At 45.8% G+C, this 16014-nt stretch carries 13 protein-coding genes; 5 read left to right on the forward strand and 8 right to left on the reverse strand.

The window, feature by feature from the left end; all coding sequences use genetic code 11:
• Positions 1-410 precede the first annotated feature (410 nt).
• On the forward strand, positions 411-602 hold the full coding sequence (locus tag HWQ38_RS31865) for a hypothetical protein (RefSeq protein ID WP_292801842.1): 192 nt from the start codon (positions 411-413) through the stop codon (positions 600-602).
• 33 nt (positions 603-635) lie between these two features.
• On the opposite strand, the gene HWQ38_RS31870 is transcribed toward HWQ38_RS31865, so the two are convergent.
• The 4 genes from HWQ38_RS31870 to HWQ38_RS31885 form a co-directional block, all read right to left on the reverse strand.
• The gene (locus HWQ38_RS31870; protein ID WP_292801844.1) at positions 636-3251 is read right to left on the reverse strand and encodes a chloride channel protein; all 2616 of its coding nucleotides are present in this window, start codon (positions 3249-3251) and stop codon (positions 636-638) included.
• Positions 3252-3438: 187 nt separating this feature from the next.
• On the reverse strand, positions 3439-4752 hold the full coding sequence (locus tag HWQ38_RS31875; RefSeq protein WP_292801847.1) for a TldD/PmbA family protein: 1314 nt from the start codon (positions 4750-4752) through the stop codon (positions 3439-3441).
• A 287-nt stretch (positions 4753-5039) separates the two neighbouring features.
• Positions 5040-5900 (reverse strand): Tab2/Atab2 family RNA-binding protein, encoded by an 861-nt coding sequence (locus HWQ38_RS31880; RefSeq protein WP_292801849.1) that lies wholly within the window; start codon positions 5898-5900, stop codon positions 5040-5042.
• A gap of 56 nt (positions 5901-5956) precedes the next feature.
• Positions 5957-6226 (reverse strand): hypothetical protein, encoded by a 270-nt coding sequence (locus tag HWQ38_RS31885; protein ID WP_292801851.1) that lies wholly within the window; start codon positions 6224-6226, stop codon positions 5957-5959.
• Positions 6227-6427: 201 nt separating this feature from the next.
• On the opposite strand from HWQ38_RS31885, the gene HWQ38_RS31890 reads away from it, so the two are divergent.
• Positions 6428-6577 (forward strand): hypothetical protein, encoded by a 150-nt coding sequence (locus HWQ38_RS31890; RefSeq protein WP_292801853.1) that lies wholly within the window; start codon positions 6428-6430, stop codon positions 6575-6577.
• 302 nt (positions 6578-6879) lie between these two features.
• Here HWQ38_RS31890 and HWQ38_RS31895 read toward each other — a convergent pair whose 3' ends face one another.
• The 3 genes from HWQ38_RS31895 to HWQ38_RS31905 form a co-directional block, all read right to left on the reverse strand.
• Complete coding sequence (locus HWQ38_RS31895; protein ID WP_292801855.1) at positions 6880-8262, reverse strand: nitrate/sulfonate/bicarbonate ABC transporter ATP-binding protein; 1383 nt, start codon at positions 8260-8262, stop codon at positions 6880-6882.
• Between the two features lie 25 nt (positions 8263-8287).
• Positions 8288-10021, reverse strand: a complete 1734-nt coding sequence (locus tag HWQ38_RS31900) for an ABC transporter permease subunit (protein ID WP_292801857.1) — start codon at positions 10019-10021, stop codon at positions 8288-8290.
• Positions 10022-10380: 359 nt separating this feature from the next.
• On the reverse strand, positions 10381-11028 hold the full coding sequence (locus HWQ38_RS31905; protein ID WP_292801859.1) for an HAD family hydrolase: 648 nt from the start codon (positions 11026-11028) through the stop codon (positions 10381-10383).
• 97 nt (positions 11029-11125) lie between these two features.
• Between HWQ38_RS31905 and HWQ38_RS31910 the strand changes: the two genes are divergently transcribed.
• Positions 11126-11248, forward strand: a complete 123-nt coding sequence (locus tag HWQ38_RS31910) for a hypothetical protein (RefSeq protein WP_292801861.1) — start codon at positions 11126-11128, stop codon at positions 11246-11248.
• Here the strand turns inward: HWQ38_RS31910 and HWQ38_RS31915 are convergent.
• Positions 11245-12438 carry an NAD(P)/FAD-dependent oxidoreductase gene (locus HWQ38_RS31915; RefSeq protein ID WP_292801863.1) on the reverse strand — a complete coding sequence of 398 codons (1194 nt, stop codon included), beginning with the start codon at positions 12436-12438 and terminating at the stop codon, positions 11245-11247. The genes HWQ38_RS31910 and HWQ38_RS31915 overlap by 4 nt on opposite strands.
• A gap of 736 nt (positions 12439-13174) precedes the next feature.
• Here HWQ38_RS31915 and HWQ38_RS31920 point away from each other — a divergent pair.
• Positions 13175-15067, forward strand: a complete 1893-nt coding sequence (locus HWQ38_RS31920; RefSeq protein WP_292801865.1) for a hypothetical protein — start codon at positions 13175-13177, stop codon at positions 15065-15067.
• Positions 15068-15288: 221 nt separating this feature from the next.
• Positions 15289-15912 (forward strand): 4Fe-4S single cluster domain-containing protein, encoded by a 624-nt coding sequence (locus tag HWQ38_RS31925; RefSeq protein WP_292801867.1) that lies wholly within the window; start codon positions 15289-15291, stop codon positions 15910-15912.
• Positions 15913-16014 lie beyond the last annotated feature (102 nt).

Genomic DNA, 16014 nt, shown 5'->3' on the forward strand with positions numbered 1-16014 from the left:
GTGATGCAGTAATGCACACCTCGACCCTAACTGGGGCGATCGCTCTAATTCAAGCAAGGATAATTTTACCAGCGATGTCTACGACGGGCTGCGCCTAGGCCCCAATTCCAAAAATTCAAAGAGGAAAACTCAGGAGGAGCGATGGCGCTCTTGCACCCGTACAGAAGCGATCGCTATCAAGTGGTTTTGATGAGCAGCGCTACTTAGAAGGTCAATTATGGTGAGTCTAATGTGGTAGGTTCTTCTGGCTCCCGTTCTAACTATTAATAACAAGTTGCGTTCAATTTGGCGTAAGTTCTAAAGATAATTACGGGTAAAGCCTGCATCGGCAGGCTTTGTTTTTTATTGTCAAACAAGTATCCACAACTAGAAAGTTATGATTAAAATAATTATTAATTAATTGATGAAAAATGGAAGATTCAGTGTTTGTTATATTTCTTGCCTTTGGGTGTATTTGGATTGTGATGGGAGTTGTAGGTTTGATTGCGTTTTTAAAATCTGAGTGTGAGGAAATTAAGTTTGGTAAGTGGGGACTTATAGTTGCTATTCCAATCCTAATACCAATAATTTTTTCTCTGATTATTGGTATATTTTATCGTTAGTAAAATCAGTATTTATCTTCCAATCCCTCTTCTTCAATTATTAATTGCACCCCTAACCAAAATCACTGTACTTTCTACACCAGAAGCGATCGCTTCGGGAATATTACCTTGAATCGCCTGCTGCAACAATCCCTCGCGCGAAGCTCCCACAACTACAACATCGTAGCCTTCGGTTTTCACTAGGTTAATTACACCTTCAGCAACTGAATTAGCTTGCACTGGGAGAGCAACTACAGTACTCGACAATTTGCGACGCCGCATCAAATGGCGGATGGCTTGTTCTGAAACTGACATATCTGGCCTTAATTCAGATGTCTTAAACACCTGTGCAAGGCGAATTTGGGGATCATTTCCTAATGTCAGTAAAGCTGGGAGCAATTTAATCGCCAGCCGCGAATTGGGGCCACCAGCCATTGGTACTAACCAACGATTGAAGAGGGGAGTAGTGCCTAATTTTACTAAAACTACTTCGCAGGGGGCTTGGCGAATTACGCTGTCTACAACGTCGCCAAAAATCCGATTCGGGGTAGATGTGCTACCTTTCCATCCCATTAAAATTAGGTCGATGTGTTGTTCGTTGATTGTCTCCAAAATTGCCTGCGCGACATCGTGGGTAACTCGAATCTGCGTGTGCAGAGGAATTTGCCATTTTTTTGCTAAGACTTCCGCCTGTCGTAGCAAGCGGCGACTTTTTGCCGTTCTTACCTCTGTTTCCGATGGGGAACTGTGGCGGGGTATCAGCATCACTTGCACACAATCTATTTCATAATGGCGATCGCGGGCAATAGCTGCTGCCATTTGTAATAAAATACCGGCGGTTTCGGGATTAGCTACTGGCACTAATAATCTACCTCTGCCGGTGCTGGGCGATCGCGTTTGGTAAACTATATATGAACGTTCTGGTCGCAATTTCGGGGTGTCATTTTCACCATTGAGATGGTCTGCTTCCGCCCGAATAATATCTCCACGGGTAATAATTCCAATCAGTTTCCGTCCATCTACGACTGGTAAGCGACTGATTTGATAGCGATCGAGTAGATATAGCACATTGCCCAAGTTGTGGATGGGTGTTACGCTCATCGGAGCGGCGGTCATAATTTCCCGCAAAGGAGTGTCATTTGGTAAGTTGCGATCGCGGATACTTAGTAAATCTGATTGGGTGACAATCCCTACAAGCTTGCTATTCTCTACCACTGGAAAGCCCCGATGGTGGGAACGGGCAAATGCCTGCATCACTTCATCTAAAGGCATCTCTGTATCCAGAGTTTCTACTTGTTGCTGCATGACATCTTTGGCAGTCAAATTTGTCATTATCCCCCCCGCCGGTGCTGCTTTTTGGATAGTTATGCCATTCCACGCCAAAAGTTGGTCATAGAGTGATCCTGGCGCCAACTTTTCGGCGACTAGATACGAAGTTACAGAGCCAATCATTAAGGGAAGTACTAAATTGAAATCTGTAGTCATTTCAAACACAATTACTATCCCCGTCATTGGCACTCTCGCCACCGCAGTAAAAAATGCGCCCATTCCTGCCAAAGCATAGGTAATTGGGAATCCAGCCGCTATCCCCAAAGGAACAAGCAGACTGTGTTCTGCCATACCCACCAAGTAGCCAAGGGCAGCCCCAAGGGTCAATGCCGGAGCAAATAATCCTCCTGGCACACCAGAGCCATAGGCTACCAGAGTTAGGATAAACTGGGAGATAAAGGCGATCGCCGCCATTGACCAGCTAGCCTCACCTGTAATTAAAATTTCCCGTAGTCCGGTGTTATCTCGAAACGCTACCGGCAGTAATGCCACAATTACCCCAGAGACTAACCCAGCTAGTGCCACACGAGCAGGTAATCCAAAACGCAGAGAGCGGCGGTAAACACTTAAGCTGGCAATAATCCCGCGATTGAACAGCGCCCCCATCAACCCAGCCAGAATCCCCAACACCAAATAGAAGGGAATATCTTGAACAAAAAACTCTGTCTTGGAAGCAGTTAATGCTAGATTCAAATCCAGGCTGCGACCACCCAATACGCGCGAGACGACAGCACCGATAAAAGAAGCCAGAATTGCAGTACCCAGAGTAAATTCCGAGAAATCTTGTAACAGTTCTTCCACTACAAACAATACACCTGCAATCGGCGTATTGAAGGCAGCCGCTAACCCTGCTCCCGCACCAGCTGCAATCAACTGGCGACGGTGGTCAGGGGAAGTCGCAAACCATCGACTAAGTTGAGATGCTAAAGCGGCGCTGACCTGAACTGTTGGCCCTTCCCGCCCTAAAGCTAGTCCAGAACCCAGTGCCAGAATCCCACCGACTAGCTTCACCAGGGCAACACGCAAATTTAGAGCAATTGGTATACCGGCCAGCACTGCTTTCACCTGAGGAATGCCGCTCCCGGAAGTTTCTGGGGCTACGCGCTCAACCAGCCATCCTGCGAGGAATCCAAAGGCGAGGCCAATAACTGGTAACACTAACCAAGCTGGTAGCAGCAGCGATGTCTGCACTCGCCAGGAACCTAGTAATCCCACCCCCCATTTCAGTAATACTGCTGCAAGAGCAGAAACCAAACCAATCAGACAAGCTTCAAAAATTGCTAAACGACGCCGTGGTTGTAGCAGCTGCCGAAAGCGCTGGAAGATAGGTGTATACCACATGATGTCAACTTTCTTGTGTTATTCGGAGATGATTTACTAAACTTTCAACGAATCAAAGGCAACATTTGCTACTTGCAAAACCCGTTAGTGGCGATCAATTTAGAATTTTTAACGGAGTTCTGAGGGTTTAAGTCAAGAGTTTTTAACAAGCGTTAACGAATCGGCAAGCGTCATTACGAATTACGAATTAATTGCTTCTCCCGGTGGTGGATAGCCCTTCTACTATCAGAGATGGAGTATAACAAGAACCATTCCAATCAGCATCGTTGCCCAGTGTAACCAATTGCTTCAGGGCTGTGTAGACATTACCTGCAACCATCGTATCCTTAACGCGTCCAATTACCTGACCATTTTGGACGCGGTAGCCTAAATCAACGTTGATCGAAAAATCTCCAGAAATACTGCCGCCACTACCCAGCATTTGATCCACAATCAAGCCATCATCTAGTTGTTGAATCAAATCTGGTAGGGATGCTGAACCGGGCTGGATCAGAAAATTAAATAAACCAGGGGTGGGATAGCTACCTAAACCAGGGCGAAAACCATTTCCAGTGGTGTCAGTACCCAGTTGGTGCCCGGTGGTGCGATCGCCATAGAAATGCTGTAAAGTCCCGTTTTCGATAAATACTAAAAATTTAGTAGCAGTACCTTCATCATCAAAAGGGCAACTGTAAGGGCCTGCTTGGGGATCTTGGTAAAGGGTGAGACTAGGTGCAACAACTGGATTACCCAAGCGTTCTGCCCAAGGAGAAGCTACTTCTAAAACTTGCTTGCCATTCAAAGCTGCTTGCACAGTACCCCAAAGCATATCGGCGGCTTTAGAAGTGAACAAAACCGGAACCCGGCCAGTCGGAGGTGAGACATTTTCTCTAGCCCAAATTAACCTCTGTAAAATTTGATTAGCTAATTTTTCTGGGTCGAGTTCACCGCGCTGAGTTTGTCCATCGGAAACATTCAAAAAATCATCGCCACGCACCCATTCTGCTGATATGTAGCAGCTGAGGGTAGTATCAGTGTAATGACAATCTAAACCTTTGGTATTGACTAGTCTAGTGGTTTCAAGATCACATTCCCAGTCACCATTGCACACAACATCTGGATAGACATCACGGATGAGTGCGATCGCTTCTTTGCCCCAATCTACCAAAACTTCTATTGACACACTTCCCCCCAAATCTGGGTAGGAGGGCTGAAAGTTAGAACCTAATTCTACTGTTTCGGGATGATTAAGTTGACTCAGTGCCAGAGCTTTTTCCACCATTACTTCGGCTGTGACAGAACCGTAAGCCACCATCAGCCCTGGTTGCCCGTTTCGCCAAAGCCGTAATGCTGTGCCTTCAGATTGGTTAGTTTCTAGCTGTTTGAGTCGGTTTCCCTCAAAAAACACCGGACGAGAAAGCGATCGCGACTGATACACCTCAGCAGCTTCTGCTCCAGATTTTATAGCTAGTTCCAGCAGCTGTTCTGCTAGTGTATCTTGTGACAAATTTTCAGAACCCATGACCCCTTAGTGAATTGTGGATTTTGAACCGCATATCAACGCTGTCTCTTAAAAGTCTGATCCCTAGCGATCGCACTTTATACCGATGCACGCAGATAACTATCCAAAAATCATCAGCGTGTTTCGGCAGTTGTGATTTGGAACCACAGCTCAACGCTGATGGACGCAGTTAATTATCCCAAATCATCGGCATATCTCAACGGATCTAGTCATTAGTCATTAGTCATTTGTCATTGATCATTAGTCATTCTCAAACCATGCCCCATGCCCCATGCCCAATGCCCATTTTAGAGATTAACCTCTTGCAACAACCAAAAACCAGCAAAAGATTCTGATTTGGGATCAGACTGTACACCAATAAAATGCACTCCGTTAGCTTTTTGCTTGGCTTGTTCAAAACCTTTGGCTTCTGCTAAGATTTGAGGTTTTTTGATATTCGCCACAATCCAGCTTTCAGTGACACCAGTTTCTAAAAGCAATCTCGCCTCTTGGCTGGTGTCAAATCTTAAGAAAGCCAACTCCAAACCAGACATCCAGCCTGCCAAGGGCAACGCTCTCGATGAGAAAATCAAAATACCAGGAATCCGGGCTTCGGGTGAAACTTGCGCCAACTCTAAAGGAAAAGCTTCACCAAAGCCAATTTCCCACTCCGGCATTTCTGCCAAAGCCGCAGCATCTAAGGTAACAAATACCCACTGCTGTCCTTCCAAAGCATCTGGTAAACGTTGCGGCAAAGGTTTTTCCAACCGGACTGAGGGATTAGTCCCCTCTTGATACCCTGGTTCTTGAGGATATACTTCCTGCATGCGCTGTTCTAACCATTGATTGAGAACCAAAGTGCGGCGGCTAGGTTGGGGGGGAATGCCTAAGTCTTGGCAAGCTTTAGTAATCATGTTGTTCATTTGGCGGCGGAAAAAGCGGATTTTAATTGGTGCTTTTCCAGCTTGATTAATAGCCTCCTGCAATGCTGTCCGCAACCAGCCCGAATTTACCTGGGTACTGGGACAATATTGAGCATAGCGAAACAAAGAATCTGGTTTTGTGCTGATATCTAAGGGACTTTCGCAGATTAAGACTTCCCAAATTTTTTTCTGATTAGCGTCCAAAATCGGACGAGAGTAAAAATCGATTTCCCAAATACTGCCCATGTTTTGCGGTAAAAATCTGGCTGTTATGTTTTCCTGATATTTTGATCATACGGGTCTTAGGGCAGCATTTGGTATTGGGAATTGGGCATTGGGCATTGGGCATTGGGCATTTGGTATTGGGAATTGGGCATTGGGCATTGGGCATTTGGTATTGGGCATTTGGTATTGGGCATTTGGTATTGGAATTGGGCATTTGGTATTGGGAATTGGGCATTGGGCATTAATGGAGTTCTGAGGGGCATTAATGGAGTTCTGAGGTTCATTAATGCAGTTCCGAGGTTCATTAATGCAGTTCCAAGGTTCATTAATGCAGTTCCAAGGTTCATTAATGCAGTTCCAAGATTCATTAATGCAGTTCCAAGGTTCATTAATGCAGTTCTAACTCTTTCTTATCCCCTTATTCCTCATCGTTTGAGCAGAACATAGGAAGTTTTTGGAGTAGTTAGGTTTTGCAATGAGTGGAGAATTGATCAGGCGATCGCTAGAATAGTCATACCTTTACCCAAATATCCTCCCATTGCGGAAGTGTGCGACTTAAGTTTATAGATGCTTATATGTTGCGGCTAGCAAAGTGGCGAGAACAGCGCTATCAAGAATCATCAGCTAATCCTTCACCTTTGATGCAACGTTTAAGAGCATTAAAGGCGCAACGTGAGCAGGCGTTGCTAAACTCTTAGTGAAGGTACGTTTTCTCCTTGATGAAAATTTGTCGCCTAAGTACAGAACACCACAAAAAGGGTATGGAATTTAATTATTCGTAGGTTGGGTAGAACGAAGTGGAACCCAACATCAAGTCTCAATATTTCCGAACCCCTTTTACGGTGACGTGTATTTAGTATTTGGGCAGAAACAATTTATTTGATTTGGGAAGCGACTGAGGCAGAAGAGTGGATTGATAGATTGGATTGGATTCCACTTTAAAAACTTAGCATTGCTGAATTGAAAACATCCCCCTCATCCCCCTCATCCCCCCCATCCCTCATTCCATCGCTTCAGATTCAAGAGTTTGCGCTACTACTGGCTCCGGCAAATACAGTCTATCTTCACTAGCATCATACTCAAACAGTTCGGCATAACGCCCCCAATCTACAGCTGTGGCAAATTGCCGCTCCGCTTCTTCATGGGGATAGTATTCTTCAAGTAAATCGATAAAGAAATCCGCACGCATTGACCGATTCCGTTTTTCCCGCAATGTCTGTACCATGCTAACTACAACTGGCACCTTTTCCAGCACCTGCTGCCGAAATAAGTCTTTACTGCGGAGAATGGTTGTAGTTGCGAAATCTTGCCCAATTTCGGTCAGCTTGACATCTCCCTGTGCAACTTCAGCAAAGCCCAGCATCACAGTTGCATCAAGCATTGGTAACAGATCATCAACTGATAATTGGATTCGTTCTGCTAGGCGAGGAATATCATCCTTACCTTCTGGTTGATCAACAATTAGCTCCAGTAGACCGCTAATACCACCGATTCTGACGTGGGGCAGGAGTTTGGCATAGGGCGATTGTTGGATTGCGCCGGGTCGCGGTGCTTGTACAGTTGACGTAGATGCTGCAACAGCCCCACTTACTTCCACTTCTGGGTTAGTCATCACCGTATAGATATAGTCGATCAGCGATTTGAAGCGGATGCTGGTGCGGTCATGAGGTCGTGGCATATCAATCACAACCTCACCGCGAATATGCCCCGGGTTTGATCCCAAGATAATTACTCGATCCGCCAGAAACAGCGCTTCTTCAATATTGTGGGTAACAATCAAAATACTTTTGGACGGAAAGGTGCCAGCATTCCATAAATCATCAATTTCACCGCGCAGGTTCTCAGCCGTCAACACATCTAGAGCGCTAAACGGCTCATCCATAAATAGTACTTGCGGCTCCAGCACAAATGCCCTAGCAAATCCAACTCGCTGTCTCATCCCCCCAGACAACTCTTTAGGATAGGCACTCTCAAAACCATCTAAGCCCACCAAGTCAATAGCTTTAAGCGCTCGTTGTCGTCGCTCATCCCGACGAACACCCTGCGCGTCTAGCCCTAACTCGACGTTTTCTTGTACTGTCAGCCAGGGCAGCAGTGCAAAGCTTTGAAATACCATTGCTACACCAGGGTTGGCACCTTGCAGACGTTTACCATTGCTGCTCACCTTTCCTTCACTTGGGGGAATCAAGCCTGCCATAATCCGCAGTAAGGTACTTTTGCCACTGCCACTGCGCCCCAGCAAGGCTAGGACTTCACCCGTAGCTACTGTCAGATTAATATTGCGGAGAACGTTAAACTCACCTTTGCCCTCTGGGCGCGGAAAACTCTTATTGACCTGTTCGACAGCGATTAGTACATTATTAGTAACTTGCGTAGATGTCATGCTTGCGCCTCTAGTAAGCGATGTTTTAAAGATGGTATTTGGTTTCTGCTAGTTCATACAGTCGTCGCCAAAACACTCTGTTCAACCCGACAACAAATAAGCTCATCATCCCAATCCCCAGTGTAATGCGAGGCCAGTCACCTGCTGCTGTTGCCTGAGCAATATATGCTCCCAACCCGTTGGCCGTCAGAGTGGTTTGCCCCCAAGCGACAACCTCTGAGACAATGCTGGCGTTCCATGCCCCACCGGTAGCAGTGACGCCACCTGTTACCCAGGCGGAGAAGATGCCAGGAATGATTAATTTGCGCCACAGCCGCCAACCACGTAAACCGAGGCTGGTTGCCATCTCGCGCAGATCCGTTGGGATGCTCATCGCTCCAGCAATGGAGTTGAACAGGATGTACCACTGGGCGCCCAGAGACATCAAGAGAATACTACCCCAATCAATGCTGATATGGGAACGGATGAAGAATAGTGTAGCGAAGGGAAAGATAAAGTTTGCTGGAAAGGAGGCCAGGAATTGCACCACGGGCTGCAACAAAGTTGCCAGTCGGGGATTAAACCCAATTGCCACTCCCACAGGTGTCCAAACTAGAGTTGCAAATACTAGTAACACGAGTACACGTAACAGAGTCAGTAATGCCAGCCCAAAAGTCTTGAGGACTTCACCCAGTCCCACTGTTGTCACAATGAAGTGCAACCCGACAACCAATAGTGCACCAATCACAGCCAGCAGTATAAAGTTGTAGAGGCGATCGCCTACTTCCTGCTGACTAGTCTCCACAGTCCGGGGAGTCCGAGGTGGCGTTAGCAATGACAGAATGTGGTTGATCGCTTCAGCCAAAGGATCTAGCACTCGCCCCAGCATCCGAGGAATTCGGGCTGCTTTTAGCAGATCGTAGACCCAGGATTCGGGTGCTTGGGCGGCTGCACTCTGTTCTAGGCGGAACTTATCCGCCCAGGCGATTAAGGGTCGCCAGAACAGTTGATTTACTAGCACAATCACTACCGCGATCGTCAATAGCGCCCAACCCAGAGCAGGTAAATTCTCAGCGACAACTGCGGCTGCTACGTAGGAGCCAATTCCCGGTAGTGTGTATTGCTGCTTCAGTACGCTGATCGCTTCACTCGCAGCGACAAAAAACCAACCACCCCCAAAACTCATCATTGCATTCCAAAGCAGCCCAATCATCGCCGTAGGCAATTCTAGCTTGGTGAACCTCTGCCATCCCGACAACCGATAGAGTTTTACCGCCTCATCTAGTTCCGGTGGCAGTGTTTTCAGTGAGTGGTAGAACGAAAAAGTCATGTTCCAGACCTGGCTGGTGAAAATTGCAAAAATCGATGCTGCCTCTAGTCCTAATAGGCTTCCGGGAAACAGGGCAATAAAACCTGTAACTGTGATCGATAAAAAACCTAGTACTGGAACTGACTGTAAAATATCGAGTAGCGGAATCAGAACTCGTTCAGCACGAGGGCTTTTAGCCGCAATGTAGCCATAAATTAAGGTGAACAGCGTTGAGTAAAACAGAGCAATAAACATTCGCAGGGTTGAGCGCCCAGCATAATACGGCAGATTACGCGGGTCGAGGCTGATACCTGGCACTACATCTGGTGGTACAAAGCTCACCAACGTTCCAGCACCGACACGCGCAATCAGTGCCAGTAATACTAATGTGCCAAGAATCAGGGCAATATCAGCTAGTCCAAAAGGGAACCGTCGGAGTGCTTCCGGAGAAGGAAAAGTTTGCTTCAGCATTTAACGATAATTACGGGGCTGGCATAGGTTTTTGAGCTAATAATAAGACATTAAAGCCCTCAGTGTATAAGGGCAAATAATCTAGTCTATGGTCAGAATATCATCTTGAATGAGGCAGGAGGAAAACTGCCTCCTCCTATTTTGTTATACATACGAGTAACAAGATGGGAGAACAAAAAGATTTTCAGAAGTCTGATCAAGCGCTCATTTTAGCCAGTGTAGAGGATTTGCTGAATCTTCTTCTAATTTGATGATCAGTAACTCAGCTGCGATCGCTATCAAGTAAGTCGGTAAGCGATCGCCTCAGCCCAAAACCATCAGCACAAACCCATATTCTTCCGTAACCTTACGTATCTGCTTCATGTCCCACGGTTAATCCAAACACCTCTCAAGCCAGCTGCTTTAGCGCCGTGGTAATCTTCTCTAATGCTATCGCCAATATGCCATGCAGCCTCTGGCGAACATTTATGTTTATCTAAGGCAATAGCAAAAATTTGAGGATCGGGTTTAGCTGCACGTACCTGGGTAGAAATGGTCACGGAGGTAAAAAACTCTCTCAATCCCAAACTTTGCAATACTGAGTAAATCCGCGAATCGAAATTGGACAGCACCCCCAAGCTAACTCCCAACCGCCGCCAATTAATTAAAGCTGGTATGACATCGGGATAGACAAACCACGGTTCGCCTGTGCCAAAGTGGATGTAAAGTTCGCTAAAAAAAGCCGAAAAGTCAGAAAATTCCTTGAGAACACCTGCACCTTCAAAAGTGTTCAAGGCAATTATCCGCCACCAATCAAACTCGCGTTGGGGAATATCTTGTACTTCTACATCTGGAAATATTGGTGGTGGTGCTGCTTTAAAGCTTTGGATAAAGCTTGTATTTAATCTTTCGGCTGCAACTGTAACGCCAAATTCTTGAGCTATCTGACTATAAACTTCACCTACACCACCTTTGACATCGAAGAGTGTGCCTACAGCATCTAAAAAAATAACTTTCGGTTGTTCCATCAAAGTCTGAAGATTTAAAATCTTGAATTTTAGATTTTGGTTTGTTAAAAACTTTAGTACTTGACTAACTCAAAATTGAATCGGGACTGGGGCATCAATGCCCAATACTTCTCTACAAGAGGCTGCGCCAACGACAAGGCTACTTCGACGTCGCTCAGTACAAGTCAGTACAAGTGCCCAATGCCCAATGCCCAATGCCCAATTCCCAACTTTAAGTTAGCGAGAAAGTGTTTCAATGATTGGACGGACTAGCCAATTAAAACCAACTTTGAGTTGATGGTCTAAAGTTGGCAACCTATATAAATAGGCAATACGGCGGGCGACGTATGCCAAGCGCCCATCTAGTTTAATTCCCAAACCGGTGAGAGTGGCGTTGTCTATTCCTAGTGCCATCATTTCTCCTAACTGTTGGTAGCGGAAAGGAAGGAGGGGGCGATTAGTCAGAGTTGCCCAGATATTCCAAGCAGTATAATCAGCTTGTTGAAAAGCTGCTTGGGCAGTAGCGGGGATTTGCTGGCCTTCGGCATCATGAGAGTCTGCTAAATCTCCCAAGGCAAAGATTTCTGGATAATCAAAGACTTGCAGAGTAGATGTAGTGCTGATTTGACCACGCTGATTCTGCTTCAGGGGAAGAGATTTTACTACCGGTGCAACTCTGGTTCCCACTGTCCAAATTACCAAATCCACCGGAATCGTGTCTAACTGGTTTTTGTACTCTAGGGAAATGGTATTTTGCTCTATTGATTCCACTTTGGTTTCTAAATCAAGAAACACGCCACGGGCTTCTATTGCTTTCTTTGCTGCTTCCCGGTTAAACTCTGGAGAAGTTCGCAAAATTTGGTCAGCGATTTCAATAATCCGAAAACGTCCTCTTTCCCCTAATCTGTCGGCTAACTTACAGGCTAACTCTACACCACTGTAGCCAGCCCCAACGATCGCCACCCGAATTTTATCAGCATCCGATTCTTCTAAAAATCGCAGGCGTTCTTCTAAACGATAGGCATCAGAGATTGTCCGGAATGTGTAGGCGTAGGCTGTTGCACCTGGCACTAAATCTAGCGGTGTCTCACCTCCTAGCGCCAGCACTAATCGGTCGTAAGGGATTTCTGGCCCTTGATCTATATTTACCTGTCGCTGGTCGATGTCAATTCCCGACACAACCCCTTGATAAAAACGCACCCCTGTACCTTGTAAAAGTTCTTCAAACGGTGGGGCAATTTCCCAGGTTTGCAGTTCCCCAGTGAGTAATTCGTAAAGTAAAGGAGAGAATAGGAAGCGATCGCTTTGATCTACCAGAACAATTTCCGGTTTTTGCGTAGATTCCCAAGGTAATTGGCTTAAGCGCAGGGCTGTGTAGAGACCACCAAAGCCTCCGCCAAGGATACAAATTCTAGAAGTTTGTTGAGTCATCTATTCTATCTATGGGAGAGTCAATGCTAATTGGGCAACTAACTTCAGTCTAGTAAGTTAAAGCGGACTTTTCCAAACCTCTCAAAGTTTTTCTCTTATTAGTCATTAATCATCAGCCATCAGTTGAACATTACCCAACGTCTGGAGTCACTCTTTAAACAGCAGATTTCAGCTGAATATCGTAATTCTTGCTTAGTATTTTTAAAACTCAAATCGGATTCCGAACTAAGCAAATATGAAGTAAAATAAACTCTCAGTAAATTTTAAATTATCACTTCATACTTGTATGTAATCTGTACTACAAAAGGTTTGGAATTTAAGTATATTTCAGAACCTTTTAGAGTTTGAGAAGGCAATTTCCCAATATAGTGTGGCGTAAGTTTGCTTACCTTTAACAAGGGTGTTAAGCCCTAAGTCTTGTTAATTAAGAGGGTAGCTGGATTGACGCCGTGCTGTACTAAAGATTTGGCTATGAAAATCAGTAATTTGGATTGAGTTATAGAAAAACCCAAAATGGAGTTGGGTTTGACGATAACTCAGCAAATCCCATAAATGAGTATTTTTTGATACACAACACCCAGCGCTGTTTACAACAGCGGAAAAGTTCATGCTCTTTGACAAAACTCACTCTTAAATATTCATTGAGCAGTAGAAAAAATACTCAAGACTCGTATTAGTAAAAACATGACCCTTGAGCGCAACCTTTATACACCTGAAAAAAATCGGAGTAATCTCAATGTCTATATTTACCGTTACTAACATCAACAACAGTGGTACAGGTTCACTGCGACAGGCAATTCTAGATGCCAATGCCCTTACAGGAAGCGACATCATCAAATTTGGTGGACTGTTTACTGATGCGATCGCTCATACCATCAGTCTAGCTGGTAGTAGTCTGAGTATCACCGATAATCTTACCATTAAAGGCACAAGTCCGAGCTTATTAACTATTAATGATAATAGTGCTGACCGTGTTTTTGACATTGGCAATGGTGTAACAGCTGCAATCAACGGGCTGACCATTACCAATAGCTACAAAAACCCCGGCGGAGGCGGTGCCATCTCCAATGCAGGCATCCTTACCCTCAGCAACAGCACCATCACTGGCAACTCGGCGGCGGACGGCGGTGGCATTTACAACTCTAACTCTGGCAACCTCACTGTCAACAACAGCTTCATCACTGGCAACTCGGCGGCAAACGGCGGCGGTATCTACAACTCTGGCACCTTATTGGTGAGTAAAAGCACCATTAATGATAACTCCGCGTCCCGCGATGGCGGCGGCATCTACACCAATGGCATCCTTACCGTAAGTAATAGCACCATTAGCGGCAACACTGCGGAATACGACGGCGGTGGTATCTATGGTTTTGGCACTATAACCGTGACTAACAGCCTGATCAATGCCAACAGCGTCAACTTCAGATCCAGCTACTACGGCGGCGGTGGCATCTTCAGTTCTGGCATTCTATTGGTAAGTAAGAGTACCATCAGTGGCAACACTGGGTCATACGGCGGCGGTATCTATGGTATCTATGAAGGCACCATAACCGTGAGTGACAGCACCATTAGTGGCAACAACAGCGACTACGGCGGCGGCATTTACACTGGTGTCACGCTATCGGTAAATAACAGTACTATCAGTGGCAACAAAAGCACTTACAACGGCGGTGGTATCTATGATGGCGGCGGGATCGATGATCGCGGCAACAGTCTTGACGTGGGCAATGGCACTATAACCGTGACTAACAGCCACATAAGTAACAATTTTGCAGGGAAAGACGGCTTTGGCGGCGGTATCTATAATGGCGGCGGGACAGACGGCAGTCCTAGTATAATCACTGGCACTATAACCGTGACTAACAGCACCATTAATGGCAACAACAGCCACTACGGCGGCGGTATCGCTGGTTATGGCACTATCATCGTGAATAACAGTACCATCAGTAGCAACACGGCAATGGTCGGCGGCGGCATCTATAACCAGGGCTTTATCCTCGTTGGCTACCATAGCCCAGATATTCTCGGATATGGCACTTTTAAGGTGAACAATAGCACTGTGACTAAGAATTATGCATCCACTGGGGGCGGCATCTACAATAATGGCAATCTATTGGTAAGTAATAACAGCAGCATCAGTGATAACTATGCCAGCGACTACGGTGCCGGCATCTACAACTCTAGCTCTAACGAGTACGGCGACTACAATCAATTAGGCATTGTTAACGTGATTAATAGCATCATTAATGGCAATCACGCAGGCAAAGCCGGCGGTGGGATTTACAATAATGGCGACGATGGCGGCGACATCTATGGATCTGCCCTTAATAACGGCAGCCCTAATAAATTAGGTATCGTTACCCTCAGTAATAGCATCATTAGTGACAATGAAGCACACTTTGGCGGTGGCGTCTACAATAATGCCGCTCTAACGGTGGACAACAGCATTATCATTCTCAATACCGCTTTCAAAATCAAACTCAGTTCTAGTGGTTACGAGATCGGTGATGGTGGAGGCATTTACAACTATAACTCTGGCATTACCACAGTGAACTACAACAGCACGATCGCTTATAACTCTCCTAATGATGTGGTGGGTAACGTCATCAGGAACGCGGACATAGCCTGATTACCAGCGTCAGTGGCAGTATAAACTTTTATACTAACCCTCAGTCTATCTGGTTTTTGGCTTAACCAAACCATATTCATTTGACTCCTGACCGGAGAACAAAGGAAACGTCTCCGGCTTTGCTCCTGCTTCTCCAGTTATATGACCATTGTCACGGTTATATAACTGGAGATTCGCTATAGTTAACGGTTAACAGGCAATGGCTAAAAGGAGTTAAAGAGATGGAAATTAAGCCAACTGACCCATCGCTAGCACTCATGGAAATTCCCCCAGGCTATCTCAACATTATGGGTTACGTCGATCAGTCAGAAGTTAATGGCCCTGGTTGTCGTGCAGTCGTCTGGGTACAAGGTTGTCTTCGTGAGTGTCCTGGCTGCTTTAATCTTGACTCTTGGTCATTTGAGGCTAATCAATTGATTGCTGTTGATACCCTTGCGGAGAATATTCTCAGCAATCCCCACAATATGGGTGTAACGTTTTCTGGTGGAGAACCGTTTTGGCAAGCAACTGCACTGGCATCTTTAGCTCGGAAGGTAAAAGCTGCTGGGTTAAATGTAATGTCTTTTACTGGGTTCACTCTTAAGCAGCTACAGTCCCAATCTGCGCCGCCAGGTTCGCAAGCATTGTTAGAACAACTTGATATCCTGATTGACGGGCCTTTTGTACAATCTCTGGCAATTAATTCTCCCAACTCTCCAGTCTCTTCTAGCAATCAACGGGTTCGGGTGTTAAACCCGGCTTTCCAAGACCAGATTACTTGGGCTAGCGACCAGATAGAAGTTCACATCCTCAAGGATGGTGGCCGCATTGTCACCGGTTATCAAGGTGGGCTGGAACTGACCTAGGATCTGAGGGAACAGGGGAAGTAGGGAGAGCTAAAACTTAAAAGTTGAGTCTTTGAAGCTCAACTCTCAGCCTCAAAGGCTCAACCTTCAGCCTCAAAGGCT

The organism is Nostoc sp. NMS7 (assembly GCF_017115085.1).
Classification (GTDB): domain Bacteria; phylum Cyanobacteriota; class Cyanobacteriia; order Cyanobacteriales; family Nostocaceae; genus Nostoc.

Bases quoted from the DNA above. Each gene is read 5' to 3' on its own strand.
- HWQ38_RS31910 (WP_292801861.1), top strand. From the start codon at position 11,126: ATGCCCAATACTTCTCTACAAGAGGCTGCGCCAACGACAAGGCTACTT.
- HWQ38_RS31865 (WP_292801842.1), top strand. From the start codon at position 411: ATGGAAGATTCAGTGTTTGTTATATTTCTTGCCTTTGGGTGTATTTGG.
- HWQ38_RS31895 (WP_292801855.1), bottom strand. From the start codon at position 8,262: ATGACATCTACGCAAGTTACTAATAATGTACTAATCGCTGTCGAACAG.
- HWQ38_RS31870 (WP_292801844.1), bottom strand. From the start codon at position 3,251: ATGTGGTATACACCTATCTTCCAGCGCTTTCGGCAGCTGCTACAACCA.
- HWQ38_RS31880 (WP_292801849.1), bottom strand. From the start codon at position 5,900: ATGGGCAGTATTTGGGAAATCGATTTTTACTCTCGTCCGATTTTGGAC.
- HWQ38_RS31920 (WP_292801865.1), top strand. From the start codon at position 13,175: ATGTCTATATTTACCGTTACTAACATCAACAACAGTGGTACAGGTTCA.
- HWQ38_RS31900 (WP_292801857.1), bottom strand. From the start codon at position 10,021: ATGCTGAAGCAAACTTTTCCTTCTCCGGAAGCACTCCGACGGTTCCCT.
- HWQ38_RS31915 (WP_292801863.1), bottom strand. From the start codon at position 12,438: ATGACTCAACAAACTTCTAGAATTTGTATCCTTGGCGGAGGCTTTGGT.
- HWQ38_RS31905 (WP_292801859.1), bottom strand. From the start codon at position 11,028: ATGGAACAACCGAAAGTTATTTTTTTAGATGCTGTAGGCACACTCTTC.
- HWQ38_RS31875 (WP_292801847.1), bottom strand. From the start codon at position 4,752: ATGGGTTCTGAAAATTTGTCACAAGATACACTAGCAGAACAGCTGCTG.
- HWQ38_RS31885 (WP_292801851.1), bottom strand. From the start codon at position 6,226: ATGAACCTTGGAACTGCATTAATGAACCTTGGAACTGCATTAATGAAC.
- HWQ38_RS31925 (WP_292801867.1), top strand. From the start codon at position 15,289: ATGGAAATTAAGCCAACTGACCCATCGCTAGCACTCATGGAAATTCCC.